Origin of the sequence: Spirosoma spitsbergense DSM 19989, assembly GCF_000374085.1 — a bacterium.
GTDB classification, from domain to species: Bacteria; Bacteroidota; Bacteroidia; order Cytophagales; family Spirosomataceae; genus Spirosoma; species Spirosoma spitsbergense.
In genome coordinates, this window is the sequence record NZ_KB893499.1 from 23,894 (window position 1) to 49,470 (window position 25,577).

Sequence of the window (25,577 nt, forward strand, 5' to 3'; positions counted from 1 at the left end):
AAGCCATTCGGCCTTATTCATTCACTGATGTGCTCTTTCGCTCTTTAGATCAGTCGCTCACTGTTTTACGGGATTTAGATAAAATTTTAAGTAATTGATAGCCTTCATTAACCAAGCTGGCAAGGCGGTGTTCAGGAATGAATCCTGTTAAAGTGAGGGTCTCCAGCCAAAAAAGTGATTCGTCCAATTCCTCAACGACAATACTGAGCTTGGCAAAATATTCTTTTTTACTTCGACCACGTCGTACAGCGCGAAAGTTAGCCGCTGTTGATGACGAAGACCGAATAAGTTGATGGCCAAAATGAGCAGCGTCATAATCGCTTGGCAACGTACGACAAACCTTAACGCAACGCAGCATGAATTGCCGTAAACGGCGTTCTATATCCTCTAAGAACTGCCCTTTCGTAAACGTTTCGTAGTTCGTTAAAGGCTCACAAATCTGCCATTCATCTACACAGTCATCGTCCATACGCTCTTTCACTCTGTTACTCAGTCAATCATTCATCATTAAACCTCCACCCACGCCTGCTTCCGGTTGCTTTCCAGAATTTTCTCGCAGATGAGCAGTTCACGGTAGCCATCGGCGAACGTAGGGAAGGTTGGATTTTCGGGTTGTTTACCCGCTGCCACCGCATCGTACACCTCCTTGAATAGTTGCTTCGAGGTATCCGGGAATCCTTCGTTATGACCACCGGGAAACGAGATAACCGAGCGAGCTTCGGGGTGCGCCAGAGACGGGTCGCGCATGAACGACTGGTTGGCCCCATCGCGGTTACCAATCCACATTTCGTTGGGTGCTTCGGAGTTCCAGGCGTAGGTTTTCTTCGAACCGGCAATTTCCAGCTTCATCTGGTTTTTGCGCCCTGCCGCTACCTGCGACACGGTAATGACCCCCCGGTTACCATTGTCGAACTTCAGCAGCACGTTGGCGTGGTCTTCGGTGTTAATGGGCACATCGGCATAGTCTTCCGGCTGAAGCATTTTGCCCGAATACGTTTCAACGGGTTTCAGTGGCTTCTTCCGCACCTTATGGATCGTGTTGAAATCGGCCATGACCGCCACGGTTTTCAGCCCCGTAATGTATTCCAGACTGTCCATCAGATGAGAGCCAATGTCGGCAATAGCCCGCGAGTCGCCCGACTTATCGGGTTCGAGCCGCCAGTTGTAATCGGTATTATAAAACAGCCAGTCCTGTAAGTAGGAACCAATAATGGAGTATACTTCGCCCAGGTCGTCCTGCTCCCGCATCACTTTCATCTGCCGAACGAGTGGGTAATAGCGCAGATTGAAATGGACGGCATTGACCAGTCCGGTTTCTTTTGCCAGTTTCACTAGTTCTTCGGCTTCGTGCAAGTCTTTGGCCAGGGGTTTTTCGCACACAACGTGCTTACCAGCTTCCAGAGCCGCTTTCGACTGCGAATAGTGCAGGAAGTTAGGGGTACAGATATGAACCACTTTGATGTCTTCCATCGCCAGCAGTTCCTCAAACGTACAGGACCGTTCGATGCCCAGCTGGTCGGCTTTCTGCCGGGCCAGTTCGGGCGTTACTTCGCAGAGGGCGAGGACATTCGTATTGGGTAAGCGACGCAGGGCCTCGATGTGCGCAGGACCAATGAATCCGGTGCCAACAACACCGATGTTAATTTTTTGCATGAATTATAAAGAGCGAAAGAGTGAAAGAGTGAAAGAGTGAAAGAGCCGTTTAAAGGGCGAAATTATATCGCGCCAGCCACTCTTTCATTCCGCTTCGGCGGTCCGATTTCACTCTTTCATTCTTTGTTGTCAGTCGCTCACTGTTTTACGGGATTTAGATAAAATTTTAAGTAATTGATAACCTTCGTCAATCAAATCGGCTAGACGGGATTAGGATATAATTTCGATGGCAGCAAGCGTTTCAAGCCAAAATAGAGATTCATCCAGTTCTTCGAGCGTAATACTCTTTTTGACTTCGTCCCCGCCGAACAGCTCTAAAGTTGGTAGCGGCTGATGAGGAGGAGCGAACGAGTTGACGACCGAAGTGCTGAGCATCAAAATCGACCGGTAGCGTACGACAAACTTTCACGCATCGAAGTATGTGCTGTTTTAGCCGACGCTCAATATCATCCAGAAATTGACTCTTCGAGAAGGTGGTGTAGTCTGCCACAGGCTCCCTTAACTGGTCATTCCCTTTGTCTCCGTCGTATTCTATCGCTCTTTCGCTCATCCATTCATTCACTCATTGAATAAACTTCGTCCACTTCGTTTCGGTACTATTCGAGGCAATAACCGTATCGATGAACGCCAGTCCGCGAATACCGTCGGCCACGCCGGGGAAGTCATACAATGGGTCGGGGTCGCGGCCTTCCATGTGCGCTTTGACGGCGTAGGCAAAGTTGCGATACAGGTTGGCAAACGCTTCAAAGAATCCTTCGGGATGACCGGCGGGCATGCGCCAGTGCGCTTTGGCCGACTCCGACAGAGTGCCTACGTTTGGGCGGATAATTCGCTGGCCTTCCTGGGTTTTATATTTAAGCGTATTCGGCTCCATCTGATGCCATTCCAGCCCGCCAAGTTCACCATACACATAAATTTTCAGCGCATTCTCCTCGCCGTTGGCAATCTGACTGGCGTGCAAAACGCCTTTGGCACCGCCCTCAAAGTGCAGCAGCACATTGCCATCGTCATCGAGTTGACGGCCCGGAACAAAGCTGGTCAGGTCGGCGCACAGTTCGGTAATTTTCAGGCCGGTGATGTACTCGGCCAGGTTTTCGGCGTGGGTTCCAATGTCGCCCATGCACCCGGCCGCACCCGATTTGGCCGGGTCGGTCCGCCAGATAGCCTGCTTGTAATTGTTATCCTCTTCTTTCTTCGACAGCCATCCCTGCGGATACTCGACCACTACTTTCCGAAGTTCGCCCAAGATACCGTTCTTGATCATGGCACGGGCTTCTTTCACCATCGGATAGCCGGTGTAGTTGTGGGTCAGCCCAAAGACCAGCCCCGACATTTCCACGATGTCGGCCAGTTCTTTCGCTTCGTCCAGCGTTAGCGTCATGGGTTTATCGCACATCACGTGGAAGCCATTTTCGAGCGCCATTTTGGCAGGAGGAAAGTGCATGTGATTGGGCGTCACGATGGACAGAAAATCCATCCGTTCACCTTCGGGCAGGGATTTCTCCGTCGTAATCATTTCCTCAAAGGAAGTGTAGACGCGGTTTTCGGGTAAATAGAGGGCATGTCCCGTTGCCTTCGATTTGTCGGGCGATGAACTGAAGCAGCCACAGACCAATTCAATTTCGCCGTCGAAACCAGCGGCCCGGCGGTGAACGGCACCAATAAAGGCATCCAGTCCGCCACCCACCATGCCCATTCTTAGTTTTCTATGCATAGGTAGTTAAGTTGAGTGTAAACAGGTAAGAAAAGGGGAACACGGGGGGGAGTTTACTGTAAATCGGTTTACCAATTATAGTTTAAGATTTACCGTTTATGGTGGCACGGAGCGGCCTGAGCCAGTTAGTATGCAGGCAATTGAACCGCTTCACGTAGCCATAAAACCATAGACATTACACCTCAAGCCGTATTCCTGCGCCGGAAAATTAGCAGTTTTCTCTTATTTTTCGGAAATTTTGCACAAAAACAGCTGTTGGGTGGTGAGTTTATCCCGCCTTTCGTCTTTTGCTCGTTGATACACTAATAACCACTAAATCCCCTCTCGCAGAACATGAATCAATCTATTAATCAGTCACGGCTTTTTTTGGCTAGTTGCCTGGCCATTATCACTACGGCCTTTTCCTTTAGTATCAGGGCCGGTATTTTGCCGCAACTAGGCACCGAATTTGGTTTAACTGGGGAGCAGTTAGGCTTCATCAATTCGATGTTCTTTTTTGGCTTCCCTATTTCGATGATCATCGGGGGTCTCGTTTACCACACGGTAGGGCCTAAAATAATTATGCAGGTAGCTGTGGTGGCACACACACTGGGAATTTTACTGACTATTTATGCGGGTGGGTACACAGGTCTGTTATTTTCAACATTCTTCATCGGCTTCGGTAATGGTTGTACCGAAGCAGCCTGTAACCCAATGATTGCCGATATGTATTCCAGCAATAAGCTAAACAAAATGCTGGGCCGGTTTCACATGTGGTTCCCAGGGGGTATTGTTATTGGTAGTTTAATATCCAAATTCATGACGGATGCAGGTTCCTCCTGGCAGACGCAGATTTGGGTACTTATGTTGCCGACCATTGTGTATGCGTTCCTGTTTTTCGGCCAGGCGTTCCCCAGGCCAAAAGTGGAGGGTGTTACGTCATTGGCAAAAAACTTCCAGGCCATGTTAACCCCTCTGTACATCGCACTATTCTGTTGCATGGCCCTGACAGCCATTACTGAATTTGGTCCCAACCAGTGGGTAGCCGTTGTGTTAAGCAGCAGCGGAGCGGATGCCATGCTGGTTTTAGCCCTAACCTTCGGCGTAATGACCATTGGCCGGCTTTTCACCGGTCCGGTTGTAGCACAATTTGGTCAGACGGGCGTTTTGCTTGGGGGTGCGGTTCTTGCCACCATCGGTATTTACATGTTCAGTACCGTTACTGGCCCAATAGCCTATTTGGCCGCCGTTATATTCGGTCTTGGCGTGTGTTTTAACTGGCCAACTATGATCGGCTTTGTTGCCCAGCGAGTTCCATTAAGCGGAGCGTTAGGAATGTCTATCATTGGTGGGGTAGGTATGCTGTCAACGTCTATTTTTCAGCCCTTTATTGGGCGATGGATTGATGAAGACCATGCTGAACAAGCAGCAAAAGGTCTTAGCGGATCAGCACTGGAATTAGCAGCCGGGCAAGCTACTCTGTCTACCATGATGACGTTTCCGATTATCCTGATTTTTGCGTTCACGGCTCTGTGGTTCTGGATGCGCAACAAGAAAGCGGGCCACGTTGACGAAAGCTTAGTGCTGGAACAACCTCAGTTGTAACAGCAGTCGTAATCATGACGGTTGCGACTAGTTAAAAAACTTAACGCCCTGTACCCAACTGGTTACAGGGCGTTTTGCTGCATACGCAATTAAAAATCAATTAATTACGAGCGGCCGATTAAACCCTGTGATACCTTTATTGTCAGTCAGCAGCGAACCCTTCGTAAACCCGCTAACTACTTCATACTGTGGCCCTACTCGATGCGTACACAAAACCCCTGACGGCAGACCAGGTTGCCTACCTGCTCCGACGGGCCACGTTCGGACCAACCGCCGATCAGGTTAAAACATTAACCGGACAAACGGCGGCCCAGATCATTACAAAACTGCTGGCCGACCAGCCCACACCTCCTCCCCCGCTCGATCTGGCAACGGGCAAACCCTTCCACGATCAGCCGTTCGACATGACGAATTCGGGGAAGTTCAATGCGTATCTCAACTATTGGTGGGCCAATCTAATGCTCAATCAGCCCGTATCGCTGCTTGAGAAGGTGACGCTTTTCTGGTCGAATCATTTTGTAACGAACTCCCCGACCGTCAACGATTACCGATTCATGTACCGCTACAACGCCCTGCTTCGGCAGTATGCGCTGGGCAATTTCAAGGCATTCACCGTTGCCATTACGCAGGACCCGGCCATGCTCCGGTTTCTGAACGGGAATCAGAATATAGTGGGTACGGCCAACGAGAATTACGCCCGCGAACTCCAGGAACTCTTTACGATTGGCCGAAACGGAGGATATACCGAAACCGATGTTCGCGAAGCGGCCAAGGTACTAACGGGCTGGACGGATGTCAGCTACCGTAGTGCCACGACCACGCCGGTGGGCAGTACGTTTCGGCTAAACCAGCATGACAAAACCGACAAAACCTTTTCGGCTACCTACCAGAATACAGTTATTAAAGGACGTTCGACGACTACGGCCGGGCTGGATGAATTGAACGATCTGGTCGATATGATTCTGAAAAATAGTGAAACACCCCGCTATATCTGTCGACGACTTTATCGTTGGTTTATCAATTCCGATATCACGCCCACCGTCGAGACCGATTTTATTCAGCCGCTGGCTGAGGTATTCAGAAAAGCTAATTTTGAAATAAAGCCTGTACTAACAGCCCTTTTTCAAAGCCAGCATTTCTACGACGAAGCTATTCGGGGGGGGATGATCAAATCGCCTACCGACCTGGTGATCGGTACGTTCCGTTTCTGGGGGATACAGGCCCCCGATCCGACGCAGAACATAACCGCCTTTTACCAGATTGGCAACTACATTTTAGCCCGTATTACCGAGCAACAACAGCAAATTCTGAATCCCCCTACGGTTTTTGGCTGGACAGCTTATTACCAGACGGGTTACTACCAGCAGTGGATCAATTCGACCACGCTGGGGCTGCGCGGCTTCTTTGGGGATGCCCTGACAACCAACGCCCTGAAGCTGAACGGAAAGGTTGTGGTTGATTCGGTAGTGTATGCCAAAACGCTTTCCGATCCTGCCGATGCCGGTGTATTGGTGACGAATATAACCAGCCAGTTACTGGGAGTTCCACTCGACAAATCGCAACTGGATTTCCTGACCGACACGATTCTGCTTAGCTCCATTCCACGGTATGAATGGACGGGCGAATGGAACGACTATATCCAGGCCCCCAATGATGCTGCAAAAAAACAGGCCGTTCAGATAAAGCTGACGGCCTTCCTGCAATACATTTTCCGCATGGCCGAATATCAGGTAATCTAATTTTCAATGATGGAATGATAGAATGAGTGAATGGTACGTCCGCTATTCACTCATTCTATCACTCAATCATTCTATCATCAAACTTATGAAGCGTCGTAATTTTCTCCACCATGCGGCTTCGTCATTGCTGCTGCCGGTCCTGATTGATGGCTACGGAGCCAAAGCCTTTGCCCGCCCTTCGTCATTCATTCAGTCGCTTGTCGATCTGGCCGACCAGTCGGACCGGGTTTTGGTCATCATCCAGTTGCAGGGTGGCAACGATGGCCTGAATATGGTTATTCCGCTCGACCAGATGAGCGTCTATACCGACCCGAAATTCCGGGGAAACATCGCTATTCCCGAAGCCAAAGCCCTTCGGCTGAAAAACTATTCCCAAACGGGGCTGCACCCGGCCATGACCGGCATGCAACAACTGTTCAACAACGGCAAACTTAGTATTGTGCAGGGCGTTTCGTACCCAACGCCCAATTTTTCGCACTTCCGGGCCAGCGATATCTGGATGACGGCTGTCGACTCTTCCCAAACCACTTCCTCAGGCTGGGCAGGGCGTTACCTCGACAAACGTTTTCCGGGTTATCCCGATAGTTATCCAACCACCCAGATGCCCGATCCACCGGCCATTCAGATTGGGTACGTAACCGCTACGTCGCTGCTTGGCCCCACCAATTCAATGGCGATCGTACTCCAGGATCCAGACACCTTTGCCCGGCTGGTGGGGGATAAGCCGAGTACCCCGTCTACTAATCTGACGGGGTATGCCGGGCAGCAGATCGAGTACATACGGCAGCAGCAGGCCAGTTCGGTCAGCTACGCCGGTCAGATCAAAACGGCGGCTGGCAAGAGCAAAAACCTGGCTACCTACCCGACCGCCAATACCCTCGGCGACCAGCTTAAAATTATTGCAAGGCTCATTGCGGGGGGGATGCAGACGAAAGTATATTACGTCACGATGGGCGGTTTTGATACCCATGCCGCTCAGGTAGTAGGTACCGATACCACTACAGGAACACACGCCAGTCTACTTAAGACGCTTTCAGATGCGGTACTGGCTTTCCAGAATGACCTGGCCCAGTTGAAAATAGAGGACAGGGTTGTAGGAATGACCTTCTCGGAATTTGGCCGACGGGCCATCTCGAATGGTAGTTTTGGCACCGACCATGGTACCTCGGCCCCCATGTTTGTGTTTGGTTCGGCCATCAAGTCGCCCATGGTGGGTAAAAATCCAAACCTGAGCGATCTGGATAACAACAACCTGAAAATGCAGACCGATTTCCGACAGGTGTATGCCGCCATCCTGACCGACTGGTTCGGGACCGACACGGCTACCGAATCGACAACGCTGTTCAGGGACTTTCCGGTGGCCACCGTGTTTCGGGCACCGCAAACCGTTACCGCCGTTGCTCCCACAGCCACAGAGGCCCGTCTGTACCCAAACCCCGCATCGACGGTGGCCGTGCTGGAATCGGATTGGCTGGCTCCGGGCATACGATCGGTGCAGGTAATTAACCCGCTGGGACAATCCATGTCGGTCGATACGTCGCGGCCAACGGCGACTTCGGTGCAGATGAACGTCGGCCATTTACCCACCGGCAACTACATGCTGCGCGTTGAAACGGCCCAGGGACTGTTAACAAAGCGGCTGGTGGTAGCCCGGTAAAAGAAGGCTTAGAATCGGCGGATAAATACCCGGGCGGTGTCATCTTCGCCATTCGTAGTTCCGTTGCCCGGCGTAGAGTCGGGGTCGGCGGGGTCGGCCCGGTTTATCTGAGCCGCATTCACTACGTCTTTTGTGCCAACAACCCGCGCCCTGAAAACGACTGCACCACTCTCGCCGGGGTTCAGGTTTGTAAGGCCAATGGATAATTGATTTCCGTTGACCTGCCAGCCAGCTGCGTCTACCAGTTCCAGTTCGGGAGGCAGGCTGTCAACGACAGTAACTGCCGTTGCCTGAGCACCACCGGCATTACGCACAGTCAGCGTAAAGCTAACGACCTCATTCAGCCGGGCAGCCAGACTGCTGGACACCATTTCCAGACTCAAATCGGCCTGATCAGTTCTACCAACAGAAGCGGGTGGGCTATTGCTGATAACGGGTGGCAGGGGACGCTGATTGGGGTTAGGCGATACAAAAACCGCCGTATCATTGGTTGGTCGTGTCCGCAATTCAAATACAGCCATGTCATCTTCCCCATCTGCCGTACCGCTGCCCGGCGTAGAATCGGGGTCGGGACGGGGCGACTGAATCACCTGTGCGGCATTAACATAATAACCGGGTTGCTGCACCGTTGCCACATAAGTTAAACTAACGGCCTGCCCTGCCGTTAATGATGTGAACGTAGCTGATACCACGCCGGGTGTACTACTAACCGCCGAACTCCCGGAAACGAAGGCCATGTTTTTGGGTAATCGATTTTCTGCCACGACCTGCGTAACTGTAGCTGGACCCGTGTTTCTCAGCGTCAGTGTTACCACAAATGGACTACCCACAACGGGTACTCTGGTCGATGCAGCCATAGCCAGTTGTAGATCAGCCGACTCAACAACGGGGGCTAGGGCTACATCAGCCGTTTGCACCCGCAGAGCAGCACAAGGTGGTGACTCAGACGTACTAGTGGCAGCCCGCAACCGGTAATAGAGAACAGCAGCCCGGAGTGTCAGCGTGGTATCGGTAAAGCTGGTAGCCTGTCCGCTGGTACGGCCAATCGTAACGAACGGGCCGTTCGGGTTATCAGCCCGTTCAATTTCGTAGGTATCCTGGAGCGTCGGTGGCGCATTCCAGGACAAGGACACGTTGTTTCCGGCCAGTAGGTCGGCACTTCTCAGGGAGATAACCGGCAGCGCGTTGCCAATCGGGACATCGGCAAACGAAAAAGCACGCATCCCCCGACTATTCGTCAGATGAACACCATTATAGAATGTTGTGTGTGAGTCCTCAAAAAACGGCGGCAGATAGGTTAGGGAAGTAGCCGAAACGGGAAACGTTAGGGCCAGGGTAACTCTTTTTTGATTGGCCGACCCATTATTTACCAGATTAGCCTGTCCATCCAGGTAGATAAAGTCCTTCATCCGGCGCCGGTACGCTTCTCCGGTGTTCAGATCGTTAAGGGTCGAATCGGCGGGCCAGACCATCTGCATCCGGTCGTCAAAAACCAGCGTAACGGTGTCCTTCCGGCTGTTATAGTATACCTTTTGAATGTTCGGCGAATTGATCTGCACCGTATCCGTTGACTGATAGAGGTCGCGGGCAAGTTGGCGGAACAACTCATTAGCCGTTTGCAGGTAGCCGTTTGGGGTATAGTGAATCCCCTCAAATCCGGATGTACCAACGGTGGCAATGGTTTCCAGATTAGGGTAGATTTTTTTTGTCCGTCGCTGAAAATCACGAATGCGACCTGCGTTTGGATTACGATCGGGCAGGAAGTTGAGTTGGCTCAGGTAGATACGCGGTTTGAACGGATAGTCCTGTTGCCAGTTTTTATACAGCTTATCGAATTGCTGGCGGTAATAGTCAGCGGTTTTAAAGGCTCCCCCGGCTTCCGTTTCCCCCTGTCGCCAGATGATAGCCCGTAAGGACGAAAGTGCCTTTGTCTGCTGCTGACGATATAACAGCTGTCCATAAGCGGTTGTCAGATCAGTTGGATTTTGGGGGTTACGGTAATTCAGAAAATCGATCCCTTCCCCACCAACTGCCCCGTTTATGATGCAGGTCGGAATGCCAAACTGTTTCAGAATCAATTCCTGCAAGTGCCAGCCAATCAGGCCCGACCCGCCGTAGGGTTGTTTGGCTGGATACCAGGCTACATTACCCTGGGCAGGATCGGTTCCGGGTACGAAAGCAAAGTTCCGAAGGTAGGTATCATCGAACGAATAGTCCGGCGAGAAAGCAACGGCATTCGACTGACCATAGAGTTGAATAAAATCACCGCAAACAAGGCGGGTACGTTCTGCTACCAACAGGGAATCGCGCCCCGTGTGGGTGTACACACGAACGGCGTACTGGGCCTTTTCGGCCCTGATCTGGAAAATACTGCTGAAAGAACCAGGTCGGCTAACCTCCAGCTTTATACTGGACCGGGACAGTAGTTTGCCTTCGCGCCATAATTCCACCGACAACGATTCAGGCCCTGGTGTGGTGGCTATACCACTAATAACAACAGTAGCCTTACCGGTGCTGTCACGCGCAAAAAGCTGATAGTTAGCTGGAAGCTGATCAAACGTTATACCCGACTGACAATAGGCTATCTGTACAGAAATCAATAAACTTAATAATACGGGTAAAAATTTTACCGTCATAGAACAGTATGGTTAGGTAAAATAGATTTGTATGCACGTACCTACCAGTAGGTACGTGCATACATGCCAAAATAGTTTCTTTTACCTACACTAAATAGATTTGACTGCATCCCATAGCAAATACCCGTTCAGGCCAATAATCAATACCGTCACCACCCATGAGAGCACTTTCACCCAAACCGGGTTGACGAACCGCCCCATTTTTAGTTTGTCGCCGGTGAACTGGACCAGCGGCACAACGGCAAAACTGAGCTGTAACGATAGAATTACCTGACTCAACACCAGCAGTTCGGATGCCCCTTTTTCGCCGTACAGAATAGCGACTACGAGGGCAGGAACGATGGCTACCAGGCGGGTGATGAGCCGACGCATCCAGGGTTTGATCCGTAGCTTCAGAAAGCCCTCCATCACAATCTGTCCCGCCATAGTACCGGTCAGCGTGGAGTTCTGGCCCGAAGCCAGCAGGGCTACGGCAAACATTATCCCGGCAAATTTAACCCCCAGAATAGGGTCGAGCAACCGATGCGCATCGGTAATGTCGGCCACCTGCTGGTTGCCCGAAAAATGAAACGCAGCCGCCGACAAAATCAGGATGGCGGCATTGATGAAGAAAGCCAGAAATAACGAAACGGTAGAATCTATGGTAGCAAACTTGATAGCCGACCGCCGACCGGCATCATCGCGGCTGTAATCCCGGGTTTGCACGATACTGGAGTGCAGATATAAATTATGCGGCATAACGGTAGCGCCCAGGATACCAATAGCCAGATAGAGCATACCCGGATCGGTCACTACTTCGGTACGGGGTATCAAACCACTCAGAATACCCGCCATATCGGGCCTGGATACCAGCATTTCATAGCCAAAGCAACCTACAATCAAAAAGATCAGACTGGCCACAACCCGTTCCAGCAGGTGAACGCCCCTGCCCTGCAAAAACAACAGGAGCAACACGTCCAGCGCCGTAATAAGGATTCCTACCGTGAGGGGCAGGCCAAACAGCAGGTTGAGCGCAATGGCCGACCCGATAACCTCGGCCAGATCGCAGGCGGCAATGGCAATTTCGGCCAGTATCCACAGAATGAAAGAAACCGGTTTGCTAAAATGGTCGCGGCAGGCCTGAGCCAGATCACGCCCGGAAGCAATACCCAGTTTGAGTGCCAGATGCTGGAGCAACATGGCAAACAGATTGGAAATAAGCACGACCGACAGCAGCCGATACCCATAACGCGCTCCACCCGCAATGCCGGTGGCCCAGTTGCCCGGGTCCATGTACCCAACGGCAACCATCAGGCCAGGGCCGATGTAAGCCCGTAATGTCTGGAAAAATCCCTTCCCGACAGGCACACGAACGGACGCATATCCCTGAGGAGTTTCATTATCTTTTGTGGTCTGTTTCCAGTTTTTTACCGGTGTATTAGCTGCCTCCATTTCAATCAGGTATATGAAATCGTTCCTGTATTCGGTTGTAGATACTACTAACGATCAAAACAAATGCAACAAATATAAGGATTATTGAAATAAAAATTTAGGCAAGCCTAAATTTTTAGAAAGTTTAACATAAAAACTACCTTTGTGAGCAAACTGTTTTTCGTTCTTTTGCCGTTTTGATTCAATAGCCCTTTCATGCAGTCATTCACCGAAGAAAATTATTTAAAAACCATCTATAATCTGGCCAGCAAACAGCAGGGAGAGGTGAGTACGAATGCGCTCGCGGAGATGACGGCAACCAAGGCGGCTTCGGTAACCGACATGCTTCGGAAACTGGCCGATAAACAGCTTATCCACTACAAAAAATACCAGGGCGTGCGGCTCACCGAAGAAGGCGAGCGTCTGGCACTTCAGATCATTCGTCGACATCGGCTGTGGGAAGTTTTTCTGGTACAAAAGCTGGGTTTCGGCTGGGATGAAGTCCACGAAATGGCGGAAGAACTGGAGCACATCCGATCCGAAGAACTGGTTGTCCGACTCGATACGTTTTTAGGTCACCCTCAGTTTGACCCGCACGGCGACCCCATTCCTACGCCAACGGGGCAAATGCCGGAAATGGGCTACCGCAAGCTATCGGACGCAGTAGCCGGAGAGGCCGTTTGCCTGAGGGCCGTTATGGAACATTCGACTGAATTTTTGCAGCACCTCAACCACTCCGGGTTAACGCTGGGATCCATCGTGACGGTTAGTGAAATCAACGCCTTCGATAAGTCGGTACTGGTACAGATCGGAAATGACCGTACCGTATTCGTCAGTCACGAAGTCGCCAAAAATTTATTGGTCAGCTGAACCCCGTCGGTCAGGGAGGGAGCCGGTCTGTGACTGACGCGCAAACACTAACCTACAGAGCAACCAATCGACTGATTAACTAACCAACTTACGTTATGAAACTCCTGGACTGGTACATACTCAAACGTTTCCTGCAAACGTACATCTTCGTGGTACTGGTTATCGTGCTGGTGGTGGTAATGATCGACTACACCGAAAAGGTGGATAATTTTCATAAGACCCACGCCCCCGGCAACGAGATATTCTGGGACTACTACATGAACTTTGTGCCCTACTGGGCCAACTACATCAGCCCGTTGATGGTGTTCATCGCTACCGTTTTTCTGACCTCGCGCCTGGCGGCCCGAACCGAGATTATTGCTATTCTGAGCAGTGGCGTGAGTTTTGTCAGGTTGCTCTTCCCGTACGTACTGGGCGCAACCGTATTGGCGGTGGCTACCTATTTCATGGTCAACTACATTATCCCGCAGGCCAATAAAGTCAGGATTGCGTTCGAGATTAAGTACATCAACGATTCATACACCTATTCGGGCCGTAATGTGCACCTGAAAATTGCCCCCAACACCTACGCGTATCTGGAAAGTTACAACAACTCAATTAACACGGGTTACAAGTTCACCCTGGAAAAAGTTGATGGTAACCTACTCCAGCAGAAACTCTCTGCCGACCGGATTGAATGGGATGCCAAAAAGAAAAAGTGGGCCATTATAGACTATAAAATTCGTGCCATTGACGGAATAAAGGAAACCCTCACCCCCGGCACGCGGATGGACACGACGCTGAACCTGAAACCCGATGATTTCAACTCAGATTTTAACCTGTACGAAACCCTCACCCGCCCCGAACTCAACAAACGCATAAACCTGCTGCAAAGCCGGGGTGCAGACGGGGTAGAAACGTATCTGCTGGAAAAATACAGTCGGGATACCCGGCCCTTTGCCATTATCATCCTCACCGTGATGGGGGTCATCATGTCGGCCCGCAAGAGCCGCCGGGGGGTGGGCTGGCAGGTGGCGCTGGGGTTTATTCTGGCGTTTACCTACCTGTTGTTTTTCATGCTGGCCAAAGGCATTGCCGAATCAGGTAATCTCAACCCCATTGTGGCGGTCTGGCTGCCAAACGCTATTTTTGCAGGAATTGGGGTGTTGCTTTATAATACAATACCGAGATAACAATTGTGAATGAGTGATTGTACGAATGAGCGAATAGTTGCCATTCGGAGGTATTCACTCATTCACTCATTCACTCATTCGCCATTGAAGAATCCCTCTCTCTCCGACTACCTCCAGCTCCATTTCATTGTGCTGATCTGGGGGTTTACGGCCATTTTGGGTAAACTCCTGATGCCGCTCGATGCCTCGGCAGTCGTTTTATTCCGAACGCTGCTGGCCGTGCTGGGTATGGGTGCCCTACTAGTGGCACGTCGGCAAAACCTGCGGGTAGCTCGGCAGGACTACGGGCGATTGCTGGCAACGGGTGGATTAATTGGCCTGCACTGGGTACTATTTTTCCTGGCTGCCCGACTGGCCAACGTGTCGGTATGCCTGGCAGGTATGGCTACCAGTTCGCTGTGGGCGAGTGTGCTGGAACCCCTCGTCCTGCGCCGACGGACGCGTCCCGTCGAAGTGGTGCTGGGGTTGGTCGTGATAGCAGGCCTGTACCTGATTTTCCGGTTCGAGTTCGATAAAGTAGTGGGTCTGTCCGTAGCGGTAATCTCGGCTATGCTATCCTCCCTGTTTACCATTATCAACAGTCGGTTTACCCAACGGTACGACGCGCTGGTTATCTCTTTTTACGAAATGGCGGGCGCATCGGTGGGGGCTTTTCTGTTGTGGATAGCCGTTCGCGCGGCCGACTCTGCTCAGGGTAGCTCGGCAGTACAGTATGTGCCCGGCAGCCTAGAGCAGTGGGGGTGGCTTTTGGTGCTGTCGCTGGTGTGTACCGTGTATGCCTATACCGTTGGTGTAGGGCTTTTGCGTAAGTTTTCGCCGTACATGGCAATCTTAACCGTAAATTTGGAGCCTGTATATGGCATTCTGCTCGCCGTACTCATTTTTGGTAACTCCGAGCGCATGACGGCGGGGTTCTATATGGGTACCATCGTGATACTGATGGCCGTGCTGGCGTACCCGATGCTGAACCATCGGCTAAATCGTCCCGTGACCACGGAGTCTGCCGAAGTCATAAAAGGAAACAACTAACCGGGCTGGGTGCGCTTTTGACGTGCTTAAGGCAAGTAGCTGTCGAATACCCGACTATATGGGTGCCTGATAACCGTTTACACCGGGCCACCAGGCCGGGTGCTACACTATGAAAGAATCGTTTACCGGGCGGATTGCCAATGCTACCGCTGTTTTTTTGTTCTTGCTGGCCTGCATTCCGCTGCTTTGCCTGTCGCTTTACAACCATCCGTCGGCCGCCGACGACTACTGTTTTGCGGATACAGCCGTTCGCTACGGGTTCTGGGCGGCCCAGAACTATTATTACACTGGATGGACGGGCCGCTACTTCTCCAATATGCTCGTTCATGCTAACCCGCTTGTGTGGGGCTGGTATGATGGGTTCAGGCTAATTCCGGTGCTGGCGGTCACGGCCCTGGTATCGGCGCTGTTTACACTGATCAGTGAACTACTTCGGGGCGAGTCGTTGAAAACCCGCCTGCTAACAACCGGTATCCTCTTCTTTCTGATTGTGCTGGCGCTGCAAAGTGTTGTCGAAGCGTTTTTCTGGACGGCTGCCATTGCTACCTATACGGTACCAACGGTGCTGACTATTTACCTGCTCGCAGTTATGCTGCGCTGGTACCGAAAGCCGGCTGGCCCCGATAAATGGCTGACGGTGGTGTGGGCCGGATTTCTTGTCTTTGCTAGCATTGGCTCGGGAGAAACCAACCTGATTCTGTTGCTCTTGCTTCTGCTGGCGATTGCGGGGTACCGCCTGTTATTTCAGCGCACTATCGATCCTTTTCTGGTGTTTCTGGTCGTTGTAGCACTGGCCTCATCGTGGTTGTTGTTCAGGGCACCGGGCAATGCCATCCGCATGGGTGGAAATGCCCATAGTGGTGAGCTCGTGAAGTCGATGGGTTCGTCGTTTGGCTGGCTGGCCAAGTCGGTGGGGGGGTGGCTCGTTAAAACGCCCATTCTACCGCTGTCGCTGCTTTACTGGCCTATGGCCCGGCGTATCACCCAACCTGGTGCGCCCAACGCCCACCTGTTTGCGCTACCCGCGCCACTACTCACCATCGTGTATGTAGGGTTGCTGGCCGCTACGATCTTCCCCTCCTACTACGGAATCGGATTACCTCCCTTCGCCCGGACGATGAACGTTTTGTTCGTGTTCTTCACCCTGGGTTGGTTTTTTGTGCTCACCGTATGGGCGGGCCGCAACCGATCTACCGGCACAGACTCCGGGGCACCGGCATTTTCGGCTAACCGAAACAGACCGGCGACAACACTACTGCTGGTAATTACGGCCCTGTGGCTGGCGGGCAGTATCGCTTACAGCACGTCGCTCAAACAACTCTATACCGACTTGCTGGGTGGTGGGGCTACGGTCTACAACCGGGAGATGAACGAACGCCACCGGTTGCTTCAGCTACCGGGCGACACGCTACGGCTGGCACCCATCAGCGTTTACCCGCCCAGCCTGTTCGTCGAAGACCTTAAGCCTGAGCGTACTCATTGGTGGAATCGCTGCCAGTCGGGCTATTACAACCACAAAGTAATCATTCTCGACTCTACAGTTACCAGGACGGCAACCTCTTCGGCAACTGTATCCTCGGTAGGATTTCCCGCTAAACGTTAATTCCGAATGTCGTCAGTCTGCATGATTATCCCGTGTTACAACGAAGCAAACCGACTTCCGGCCGATGCGTTTATTGCGTATCTGAACCGGGTTCCATCGGTGCAGCTGTGTTTCGTGAACGACGGGAGCCGCGACGATACCCAGGCTGTGCTGGAGCGTTTACAGCGGCAGTATCCCAGTCAGATTGAGGTGCTGACCCTGGCCAGTAACCAGGGTAAAGCCGGGGCTGTGCGGGCCGGAATGCTGCACTGTTCCGACCAGGTGTTCGATTACCTCGGCTATCTGGACGCCGATCTGGCTACGCCCCTCGATGCGATTGGCGATTTACAGATGGTGCTCGACCAGAAACCGATGCTCGACCTGGTCATGGGATCGCGCATTAAATTTCTGGGGGCCGACATCCGGCGGGACCCGTTCCGGCACTACGTGGGTCGCGTCATTGCCACCTTTATCAGTAATATTCTTAAGCTGCCCGTGTACGATACCCAGTGTGGAGCCAAGCTCTTCCGGCGGGGCGTAGTAACCGGGTTGTTCAACGAGCCGTTCATCAGCCCGTGGCTATTCGATGTCGAATTGCTGGCCCGGCTTATCCGGCAGCATGGACGGGCTACCGTTCCGATTCACGCGGCTGAAGTACCGCTCAAGCAGTGGATCGAGCAAAGTGACTCGCGCATTAGCCCTACGTATATGTTCAAGATGTGGTATGAGTTATACCGTATTCATCAAACCTACCGTAAGGCCGGTTGACGAGGCTATTGTTTCGCAACTGATCCAGAACCAGCTGACTGGCTTTAAGGCGAATAGCCTTGCTCAGGAAGCGCAGCCCATAACTGTTTAGAGATTTATGTTGAGTTCCGCTGTTTCGTCTACCAGATACACTCTCCTGAACGGCTTAAGTCGTCTGGCTCCCGTGCTGGTTGCCGTGCCTATCATCTGCTACGTCGTTTTAGTGTTGACCTATGCGGTGAATGTGCCCTGGGTTGACGATATGGATGCATTTTTTAGCTTTATTCTGGGCTACAGCGATGCGACAACGCTGGCCGAAAAGATAGACTGGCTGCTCCGTCCCAACAACGAACACCGGATCCTGACGGCCAAACTCACCACCGTGCTTATGCAGGCACTAACGGGCCAGGTTAACTTCCGCTGGCTTATTTTCGTTGCCTTTGGCTTTCTGTTGGGTACGTTTGCGCTGTTCTACCGGGTGTTCCGGTCCATGAATCTGCCGCTGCTGGCTTTTCTGCCCGTCTGTCTTATTTTCTGGCAACCCCAGTACTACCTCACCAGTTTATGGGCCTTAACGGGTCTGCAGCATGGCGTGGCTGTCTTTCTCATCCTGCTGGCCATCTACCTGTTGTCCGGAGAGGGGCAGTACCGGTTTATGGGTGCGCTGGCGGTACAGATGCTGGCATCGCTCTCCATGAGCAATGGCCTGTTTGGCTGGGTGGCGGGTGCCCTGGTGCTGGTGCTGGCGCAGCACTGGAAACGCCTTACCCTGTGGGTTGGCATCGGTATCGCCACCATCATTTTTTACTTCCACGATTTCCCGAATGCACAGGGGAACGACAGCAGCGTTGCTTTTTTCCTGCAATCGCCCCACATTGTTGTAGCAGCCTTTTTTACCTTCGTTGGGGCGCTGCTCGATTTTGTACCCGTAAATGACATCGTCAGGCGCAGCATTATGCCTACCCTGTTCGGGCTGGTGCTGGTGCCTGCCGTGCTTTGGTTTTTATGGCGTATGAACTGGCCGCTCTGGTCGCGGCAACGGTCGTTCGATATGACCCAGCAGCGCCGTCGGTATTTTTTCACGGGCAGCTACGCCTTCCTGTTCATCAATGCGTTCATTGTCGCTTTTCTACGACCCCGATTTGGTTACGAGGTCATGCTGGTCAGCAACTACATGATCTATCCGGCCCTGCTCACGTCGCTTGTTTACCTGAACGGCCTTAGTGAACTACGCCCGCAGCACAGCCTGAACCGATGGATGCGTATTGGACTGGTGTTGAGCTTTGTTGTCTGGGTCGTATCGTATGGATTACACTGGCCCCAGGTCGCCCAGCGCAGGCACATGCTTCTGACGTTTTCCTACAACCAGAAGCATAATGATATTGGCCTCGGTCCCCAATGGGGGTCCGCCTTCGCCACGATGGTTCGGCGGGTGATGCGGGATGCTGTTGGCCGCAACATGTATCACTACCCTGATGGGTATTTTACGCCGTACGAAGCAGCCCTGAGTCCATCAGCATCGACGCTAGCTAGCATTGACCCCACCCTGGATTTGCGCATGACTGGAGGAGGATATAGTTACATCGTAGAAACGGGCCTTGACGCGTTGCCACAGCCCGTTACGAATGCCGCCGTAGTTGTCCAGTCAGCGCAGCGCACCTACCTGTTCCCCTCAGAATCGGGTTTCCGGCCCAGTGCCTTTTATTTGGGACGGCCCGTCAAAACGATCTGGGCGGAGGTAATCAATCCCGTTTTAGCCCCTGGAACTTACAAGGTGGGTATACTAACACTGCCGGGTTCAATTAAACCCGTTCGTTTCAGTAACCGGCAAATAACGATTCCGTAAGAAACCGGCCTCAAGTGCGACCTAAAAGCCAAAAAAACGTACTTTTGTCCGTTTTCAACCGTTCGTTTTATATCGTTTTGCCAGAACCGCAGATTTCCATTATCGCCCCCCTCTATAATGAAACCGAGTCGTTTCCGCGCTTAGTTGTCCGACTGAATAAGGTGATGGAAACATCATCTCTTTCCATTGAAGTTGTTCTGGTTGACGACGGCAGCCGCGACAGCACCCCCCTGCTTATGCAACAGGTAGCACTTACTGACAGCCGGTATCATTGCGTATTTCTGGCCAGAAACTACGGCCACCAAATTGCCCTTACCGCCGGTATTGCAGCCGCCCGCGCCAGCGAAGCACTCTTTATCATCGACGGCGATTTGCAGGACCCCCCCGAATTGCTCACCGAATTTTATCAAAAATACCAGGAAGGGTATGATGTGGTGTACGCGGTTCGGAAGAAGCGAAAAGAGAACTGGTTTAAGCGTACTGCCTACGCTGCTTTTTATCGGTTCATGCGCGCTATTTCCTACGTCGATATTCCATTAGATAGTGGTGATTTCTCGCTTATCAGCCGCCGTGTGGCCGATGTGCTGAATCAAATGCCCGAAGAGAGCCGGTTTATCCGGGGGATGCGGAGTTGGATTGGATTCAGGCAAACAGGCGTAGAATATGAACGGGATGCCCGCCTGGACGGTGAATCAAAATATTCGTTCAAGATGCTCCAGGGGCTGGCCTACAATGGAATTTTCAATTTTAGTGAATATCCAGTCAAAATTATTACCCGGCTGGGCATGTTTACATTGGGCATAGCAGGCTTGTATTTGATTCAGACGCTCATCAAGCGGTTCATTTATAACGATGTACCACAGGGTTTTACGGCCCTGCTGTTTTTCATTATTCTGTTCAGTGGTATTCAACTGATTGCTCTGGGACTAATTGGGGAATACGTACTGCGAATATTCTTTCAGGCAAAAGGTCGTCCACTTTATGTAATCAGAGAAGTCATTCAGCAGCAGCAACGTCAATCGCTACAGGGGCAGAATAGCCCGAAATCATCTGAGAATGCTGTTTAACTCGCTTCAGTTTTTACTGTTCTTTATCGTCGTTACCCTGAGTTACTTTAGCCTGAAGTGGCGGGGGCGATGGATTTTGCTGTTGGTAGCCAGTTGCTACTTCTACATGGTTCTTAAGCCGGAATACATCGTTATTCTCTTTCTGACCATCATTATTGACTACATAGCCGGTATCTGGATTGAAAAATCAACCGGAAAAACCCGCCGGTGGCTGCTGATTCTGTCTCTGATTTCCAACATCGGTATTCTGGCTTTTTTCAAATACCTGGGCTTCTTTACCGAAAATGTAACGTGGTTATTTGAACAGATTGGTATGCCCACCGTTGCCGACCAGGTATTTAGTCTGGGAAACCGGCTGTTCATCAAGGTATTGCACCTGTTCGGCGAAAGTGGCATTTCTTCCTTCAAAGACAACAAGAGCATTTTGCCCGTCGGCCTGTCCTTCCACACGTTTCAGGCCATGAGTTATACCATCGAGGTGTACCGGGGCAACCAAAAAGCCGAGCGACACTTTGGTATCTACGCCCTCTACGTCATGTTCTACCCACAGCTGGTAGCGGGCCCTATCGAACGACCACAAAATGTACTCTGGCAGTTTCACTCCTACTTTAAATACGATAAAGAGAATGTAAAGGCGGGCCTGATGCAGATGGCGTTTGGCCTGTTCAAAAAGCTTGTTATTGCCGACCGCCTGTCCATGCTCGTGGACTATGCGTATGGCGACCCGTCGCAGCAAAACGGCATGACACTGCTGGCAGCCACATTTTTCTACACGTTCCAGATTTACTGCGATTTTTCGGGCTACTCCGACGTAGCCATTGGAGCGGCACGGGTGATGGGCTTCACGCTCATGGAAAACTTCCGGACACCCTATATTGCCCAGTCCGTATCGGAATTCTGGCGACGCTGGCACATTTCGCTCTCCACCTGGTTTCGGGATTATCTGTACATACCACTGGGTGGCAACCGGAAAGGGCCTTTTCGGCAGTACCTGAATATGCTCATCGTTTTTCTGGCCAGTGGTTTATGGCACGGACCCAACTGGACGTACGTTATTTGGGGTGGCCTGAACGGCCTCTATCAGGTTATGGCCGTTCTGCGCGATAAACTGCTGGTACGACTGGGTTTTTCGGTTACACCGGCACTACGCCCTGTTTCGGCTTCATCCGGCAACGTGCATCCGGGAGCCGAATTTCCGGATCGGGGTCCCGTTTCGGCCCAACCCGGCAGCCCTCCTCATCCGGCCACCTACAGCCCCGTTTCGACACAGGCCAGGCCCGGAAACCCCCGCCTGGCAGTGAACCCAAAATCGACCCTACTCGTGATAGGGAACACACTCTTTACGTTTGTGCTGATTATGCTGACGTGGGTATTTTTCCGCGCGCACAGCCTGAGTGATGCGCTGTTGATTCTAGGAAGAATTGGCACATTCTCGTTCAGGGATACCCTCGCCAGCCCCATGAATTCGGTCGAAATGGGATTCTGCCTTTTCCTGATTGCCTTCCTGATGCTGAAAGAATATTTCTACCTCACCATCCCTACCCGAAGTACGGCTCGCTTTGTGGTGCTGTTTGGTCTAATCACCTTCCTGACGTACCTGTTCGGGGTTTTCTCGGCCAATCAGTTCATCTATTTTCAGTTCTGATGTGGTATATTTGACTTAACCAATCTCCAGACACATGGCGACTCTCACTGCTCCCGCTCCGTCGGCACCTGTCAGCAAATCGGACCATATCTCGTTTCGGGTGCCTCAAATCCAGACGCTGGATGATTTTTATGTCTTTTGTCAGGAAAACCCCACCTATAAGTTCGAGCGTAGCGCCGACGGAACCATTGATGTTATGCCCAATACAGGAGGAAAAACCGGAATGCGTAATTCCGAACTGAATGCTGATGTCATTATTTGGAATCGTCAGACAAAATCAGGCATAGTTTTCGATTCGTCGACTGCATTTTTCTTACCCGATGGCAGTACCCGTTCACCAGACGTGGCCTGGATTAGCCGGGAACGATGGGATGCTCTGACGGATGGGGAGCAGGAGAAGTTTCCGCCCGTTTGCCCCGATTTCATCATTGAATTAGTATCCCCCAGCGATTCGCTGAACAGTGCCAAAAAGAAAATGCAGGAAGTCTGGATGGCAAACGGTTGCCGCTTAGCCTGGCTCATTGACCCCAAAACCGAGACTACCCATATATTCCGGGCTAACGGGGAAATCCAAATCGTTCCGTTCAATACGACGCTGTCCGGTGAAGAAGTGCTGGCTGGATTTGAACTGACTCTGTAACTATCCTCACTTCTTTTCCACAAACGCCATTGCTACGCCATTCATGCAATACCGTAAGCCGGTAGGGTCGGGCCCGTCGTTGAACACGTGCCCCAGGTGGGCATCACACACCGAACAGCGCACTTCTGTTCGCCCGCCATCCGGTTCGGTATAGACAGCGTTGGGTACGATGGGCGCGTAGAAACTGGGCCAGCCCGTATAGGACTCAAACTTGGTTTCGGAGGAGAAAAGGGGATTCCGGCAACTCACGCAGGTATATACTCCCCGTCGATGTTCGTGCGTCAGGTCACTGCTGTTTGGCCATTCGGTGCCGTTACGCCGGGCAATGTTATACTGCGAGCCCGTCAGGAGCGCTTTCCACTCCGCATCCGTTTTCTCAACCCGCCGATTGCCGGGCGACGTAGCCCCCGCCGGCCGACGATGCGGGGGGCGCGGCTTCGCTATGTAGGTGCCGTAGAGCCATAGCCCTCCACCCAGGAGGGTAGCCAATACTATAAATACCAGGGTTGGTTTCATGCGTGTACACTGCTTTTTTGTAGTAAAACAACAGAGCGCAGTCTACCGTTCGCCAGCGGTTAGCGGCCAATCGGTACTTTCCGCAGGATGGAATCAATAACCTGCAGGGTGGTAACGCCATCGGCTTCGGCTTCGTAATTGAGCATAATGCGATGATTGAACACATCCGGGGCCAGTTCCTTGATGTCTTCGGGCAACACATAATCGCGCCGGTCGAAGTAGGCCAGGGCTTTGGCCGCCAGATTCAGGTTGATACTGGCGCGGGGCGATACCCCAAACTGGATGTAGCGGGCCTCATCGCGGAAGTTATACTCCATGGGCCGGCGGGTGGCAAAAACGAGCTCTATGATGTATCGTTCCAGGGTTTCTGAAATGGTAATGCCGTTAATTTCATCCCGAATTGCCACCAGTTCTTCCTTCCCTAAAACAGGACGCACTTCATATTCGAAATTCATGTTCGACATACGTCGCATTACAGTCAGTTCATCCTCTTTGCTCAGGTAATCGACAAAAACTTTCATCATGAACCGGTCTACCTGCGCTTCGGGCAGTGGGTAGGTTCCCTCCTGCTCTACCGGGTTTTGGGTGGCCAGTACCAGAAAGGGCCGGTCGAGCATAAACGTTTCCTCGCCAATGGTCACCTGCTTTTCCTGCATGGCTTCGAGCAGGGCAGCCTGTACTTTAGCCGGTGAGCGGTTCACCTCGTCGGCCAGAATCAGGTTAGCAAAAATAGGACCCTGTTTTACTTCGAACTCGGCCGTTTTCTGGTTGAAAATCATCGTTCCAATCAGGTCGGCGGGCAACAGGTCGGGGGTGAACTGAATGCGCTGAAAGTCCAGTTCCAGCACTTTGGCCAGCGTATTGATGGTCAGTGTTTTGGCCAGACCGGGTACCCCTTCGAGCAGGATATGTCCGCCCGTAAACAACCCAATAAGCAGCCGATTGAGCAACCGATCCTGCCCCACCACAACCTGGCTCATCTCGGCAAATACCTCACGGATTTTTGTGTGGTAGGAAAAGGTGGTTGTCGATTGCATTATTCGTTGTCATTTATAGTCATTACTGGTCATTTGGCAGTCATTCATTATCATTTTTGGTCATTGGCTATCCGCCTTGTGGTGGTGCTCATGGAGCTTTACACAAAAAATAGCAACTCAATGACGGTTGGTGAATTCTAATGACAACGAATGACTTTTCAAAACGTCGCCCGGATGCTTCGGTCCTTGCCGTGAATATCTTTATACACCTGAATTTTAGTGAATCCCCGTTCGGCAAATACCTGCCGGGTAGCCTCGCCAAATCGCTCGTTTATCTCAACATAACAGGCACCGTTTCTGGTCAGATGGTTCGTACAGAAATCGGCCACCGCTTTGTAAAAAACCAGCGGGTCATTATCTTCCACAAACAACGCCAGACCAGGTTCGTAGTCAAGTACATTCCGGTCCATATCAAGCGCTTCGGACCGGGTGACGTAGGGTGGATTGCTCACCACACAATCAAACCGGTTGTTGAAATCGGGCGATACGTTCAGGATATCCTGAATGGCGAATGTTACCGCTCCCTTCAAATTGACGGCGTTGTGCCGGGCCAGGTCAAGGGCTTTCGGGGAAACATCCCAGCCCGTCACCACCGACTGAGGCAGGAACCGGGCCAGCGTAATGGCAATACACCCGCTGCCCGTACCAATATCCAGAATGGGCACATCGTCGGTACGGTCGGCAAAATCGTGCATGATGAGCCGGACCAGGTCTTCCGTTTCGGGCCGGGGAATCAGTACGTCGGGTGATACATCGAACTCCAGTCCGCAAAAAATAGTGGTGCCGATCACGTGTTGAATCGGTTCCTGCCGGTTCAGCCGCTCGAGTATCTTAAACCAGTCGGGTTCCGTACGATTTGGTGGCAGGGGCTTATCGGTTAAAATATCCGTTTTCCGCAGACCGAAATAGTGGTCGAGCAGCATAAACGCCATTTCCCGTGCTTCTTCGGGTGAATAGGCAGTAATATTCCGGCTGATTCGTTCGTAAAGAGGTTTGGCTGTAGCCATTTGATTGTGGTCGAGTAATTTTGCGT

At 51.8% G+C, this 25,577-nt stretch carries 21 protein-coding genes; 12 read left to right on the forward strand and 9 right to left on the reverse strand.

Annotation, left to right across the window (positions count from 1 at the left end; all coding sequences use genetic code 11):
* Positions 1-49: 49 nt before the first annotated feature.
* The 4 genes from B157_RS35130 to B157_RS0111565 form a co-directional block, all read right to left on the reverse strand.
* Entirely contained in the window at positions 50-481 is a 432-nt protein-coding gene (locus tag B157_RS35130) for a four helix bundle protein (protein WP_245565061.1), read from the reverse strand.
* 26 nt (positions 482-507) lie between these two features.
* Positions 508-1,653 (reverse strand): Gfo/Idh/MocA family protein, encoded by a 1,146-nt coding sequence (locus tag B157_RS0111560; protein ID WP_020603485.1) that lies wholly within the window; start codon positions 1,651-1,653, stop codon positions 508-510.
* 259 nt (positions 1,654-1,912) lie between these two features.
* On the reverse strand, positions 1,913-2,203 hold the full coding sequence (locus B157_RS37420) for a four helix bundle protein (protein ID WP_245565062.1): 291 nt from the start codon (positions 2,201-2,203) through the stop codon (positions 1,913-1,915).
* Between the two features lie 12 nt (positions 2,204-2,215).
* Positions 2,216-3,349, reverse strand: a complete 1,134-nt coding sequence (locus B157_RS0111565) for a Gfo/Idh/MocA family protein (RefSeq protein WP_020603486.1) — start codon at positions 3,347-3,349, stop codon at positions 2,216-2,218.
* 351 nt (positions 3,350-3,700) lie between these two features.
* Between B157_RS0111565 and B157_RS0111570 the strand changes: the two genes are divergently transcribed.
* The 3 genes from B157_RS0111570 to B157_RS0111580 all read left to right on the forward strand — a co-directional run bounded on the left by B157_RS0111570 (position 3,701) and on the right by B157_RS0111580 (position 8,347).
* The gene (locus B157_RS0111570; RefSeq protein ID WP_020603487.1) at positions 3,701-4,951 is read left to right on the forward strand and encodes an MFS transporter; all 1,251 of its coding nucleotides are present in this window, start codon (positions 3,701-3,703) and stop codon (positions 4,949-4,951) included.
* Positions 4,952-5,139: 188 nt separating this feature from the next.
* On the forward strand, positions 5,140-6,690 hold the full coding sequence (locus B157_RS0111575; protein ID WP_020603488.1) for a DUF1800 domain-containing protein: 1,551 nt from the start codon (positions 5,140-5,142) through the stop codon (positions 6,688-6,690).
* Between the two features lie 85 nt (positions 6,691-6,775).
* On the forward strand, positions 6,776-8,347 hold the full coding sequence (locus B157_RS0111580) for a DUF1501 domain-containing protein (RefSeq protein ID WP_020603489.1): 1,572 nt from the start codon (positions 6,776-6,778) through the stop codon (positions 8,345-8,347).
* 8 nt (positions 8,348-8,355) lie between these two features.
* Here the strand turns inward: B157_RS0111580 and B157_RS0111585 are convergent, their stop codons facing one another.
* Positions 8,356-10,983, reverse strand: coding sequence for a sialate O-acetylesterase (locus B157_RS0111585; protein ID WP_020603490.1), 2,628 nt, complete (start codon positions 10,981-10,983; stop codon positions 8,356-8,358).
* Between the two features lie 90 nt (positions 10,984-11,073).
* Positions 11,074-12,414: an Nramp family divalent metal transporter gene (locus tag B157_RS0111590; RefSeq protein WP_020603491.1), complete on the reverse strand. Its 1,341-nt coding sequence runs from the start codon at positions 12,412-12,414 to the stop codon at positions 11,074-11,076.
* 195 nt (positions 12,415-12,609) lie between these two features.
* Between B157_RS0111590 and B157_RS0111595 the strand changes: the two genes are divergently transcribed.
* The 9 genes from B157_RS0111595 (at position 12,610) to B157_RS0111635 (ending at position 22,991) form a co-directional block, all read left to right on the forward strand.
* Entirely contained in the window at positions 12,610-13,263 is a 654-nt protein-coding gene (locus tag B157_RS0111595) for a metal-dependent transcriptional regulator (protein WP_020603492.1), read from the forward strand.
* A gap of 95 nt (positions 13,264-13,358) precedes the next feature.
* On the forward strand, positions 13,359-14,435 hold the full coding sequence (locus tag B157_RS0111600; RefSeq protein ID WP_020603493.1) for an LptF/LptG family permease: 1,077 nt from the start codon (positions 13,359-13,361) through the stop codon (positions 14,433-14,435).
* An 84-nt stretch (positions 14,436-14,519) separates the two neighbouring features.
* Positions 14,520-15,464, forward strand: a complete 945-nt coding sequence (locus B157_RS35135) for a DMT family transporter (protein ID WP_020603494.1) — start codon at positions 14,520-14,522, stop codon at positions 15,462-15,464.
* Between the two features lie 109 nt (positions 15,465-15,573).
* Positions 15,574-17,067 (forward strand): DUF6056 family protein, encoded by a 1,494-nt coding sequence (locus B157_RS0111610; protein WP_020603495.1) that lies wholly within the window; start codon positions 15,574-15,576, stop codon positions 17,065-17,067.
* A 6-nt stretch (positions 17,068-17,073) separates the two neighbouring features.
* Positions 17,074-17,814, forward strand: a complete 741-nt coding sequence (locus B157_RS0111615) for a dolichyl-phosphate beta-glucosyltransferase (RefSeq protein ID WP_063881392.1) — start codon at positions 17,074-17,076, stop codon at positions 17,812-17,814.
* Between the two features lie 97 nt (positions 17,815-17,911).
* Positions 17,912-19,639, forward strand: a complete 1,728-nt coding sequence (locus B157_RS0111620) for a hypothetical protein (protein ID WP_026308641.1) — start codon at positions 17,912-17,914, stop codon at positions 19,637-19,639.
* A 71-nt stretch (positions 19,640-19,710) separates the two neighbouring features.
* Positions 19,711-20,706, forward strand: coding sequence for a glycosyltransferase family 2 protein (locus tag B157_RS0111625; RefSeq protein WP_041952054.1), 996 nt, complete (start codon positions 19,711-19,713; stop codon positions 20,704-20,706).
* A complete protein-coding gene (locus B157_RS0111630; protein WP_020603499.1) occupies positions 20,696-22,351 on the forward strand; it encodes an MBOAT family O-acyltransferase in 1,656 nt (551 codons plus the stop codon). Before B157_RS0111625 ends, B157_RS0111630 begins: the two co-directional genes overlap by 11 nt.
* A gap of 34 nt (positions 22,352-22,385) precedes the next feature.
* Entirely contained in the window at positions 22,386-22,991 is a 606-nt protein-coding gene (locus tag B157_RS0111635; protein WP_020603500.1) for a Uma2 family endonuclease, read from the forward strand.
* A gap of 6 nt (positions 22,992-22,997) precedes the next feature.
* On the opposite strand, the gene msrB is transcribed toward B157_RS0111635, so the two are convergent.
* The 3 genes from msrB to prmC form a co-directional block, all read right to left on the reverse strand.
* Positions 22,998-23,507, reverse strand: coding sequence for a peptide-methionine (R)-S-oxide reductase MsrB (msrB, locus tag B157_RS0111640; RefSeq protein WP_020603501.1), 510 nt, complete (start codon positions 23,505-23,507; stop codon positions 22,998-23,000).
* 59 nt (positions 23,508-23,566) lie between these two features.
* Positions 23,567-24,544 carry an AAA family ATPase gene (locus B157_RS0111645; protein WP_020603502.1) on the reverse strand — a complete coding sequence of 326 codons (978 nt, stop codon included), beginning with the start codon at positions 24,542-24,544 and terminating at the stop codon, positions 23,567-23,569.
* A gap of 158 nt (positions 24,545-24,702) precedes the next feature.
* Positions 24,703-25,551 carry a peptide chain release factor N(5)-glutamine methyltransferase gene (gene prmC / locus B157_RS0111650; RefSeq protein WP_020603503.1) on the reverse strand — a complete coding sequence of 283 codons (849 nt, stop codon included), beginning with the start codon at positions 25,549-25,551 and terminating at the stop codon, positions 24,703-24,705.
* Between the last annotated feature and the right edge of the window lie 26 nt (positions 25,552-25,577).

Coding starts and splice junctions, on each gene's coding strand:
- B157_RS0111560 (WP_020603485.1), bottom strand. CDS start 1,653: ATGCAAAAAATTAACATCGGTGTTGTTGGCACCGGATTCATTGGTCCT.
- B157_RS37420 (WP_245565062.1), bottom strand. CDS start 2,203: ATGAGCGAAAGAGCGATAGAATACGACGGAGACAAAGGGAATGACCAG.
- B157_RS0111565 (WP_020603486.1), bottom strand. CDS start 3,349: ATGGGCATGGTGGGTGGCGGACTGGATGCCTTTATTGGTGCCGTTCAC.
- B157_RS0111570 (WP_020603487.1), top strand. CDS start 3,701: ATGAATCAATCTATTAATCAGTCACGGCTTTTTTTGGCTAGTTGCCTG.
- B157_RS0111580 (WP_020603489.1), top strand. CDS start 6,776: ATGAAGCGTCGTAATTTTCTCCACCATGCGGCTTCGTCATTGCTGCTG.
- B157_RS0111585 (WP_020603490.1), bottom strand. CDS start 10,983: ATGACGGTAAAATTTTTACCCGTATTATTAAGTTTATTGATTTCTGTA.
- B157_RS0111590 (WP_020603491.1), bottom strand. CDS start 12,414: ATGGAGGCAGCTAATACACCGGTAAAAAACTGGAAACAGACCACAAAA.
- B157_RS0111595 (WP_020603492.1), top strand. CDS start 12,610: ATGCAGTCATTCACCGAAGAAAATTATTTAAAAACCATCTATAATCTG.
- B157_RS0111600 (WP_020603493.1), top strand. CDS start 13,359: ATGAAACTCCTGGACTGGTACATACTCAAACGTTTCCTGCAAACGTAC.
- B157_RS0111610 (WP_020603495.1), top strand. CDS start 15,574: ATGAAAGAATCGTTTACCGGGCGGATTGCCAATGCTACCGCTGTTTTT.
- B157_RS0111615 (WP_063881392.1), top strand. CDS start 17,074: ATGTCGTCAGTCTGCATGATTATCCCGTGTTACAACGAAGCAAACCGA.
- B157_RS0111620 (WP_026308641.1), top strand. CDS start 17,912: ATGTTGAGTTCCGCTGTTTCGTCTACCAGATACACTCTCCTGAACGGC.
- B157_RS0111630 (WP_020603499.1), top strand. CDS start 20,696: ATGCTGTTTAACTCGCTTCAGTTTTTACTGTTCTTTATCGTCGTTACC.
- B157_RS0111635 (WP_020603500.1), top strand. CDS start 22,386: ATGGCGACTCTCACTGCTCCCGCTCCGTCGGCACCTGTCAGCAAATCG.
- msrB (WP_020603501.1), bottom strand. CDS start 23,507: ATGAAACCAACCCTGGTATTTATAGTATTGGCTACCCTCCTGGGTGGA.
- B157_RS0111645 (WP_020603502.1), bottom strand. CDS start 24,544: ATGCAATCGACAACCACCTTTTCCTACCACACAAAAATCCGTGAGGTA.
- prmC (WP_020603503.1), bottom strand. CDS start 25,551: ATGGCTACAGCCAAACCTCTTTACGAACGAATCAGCCGGAATATTACT.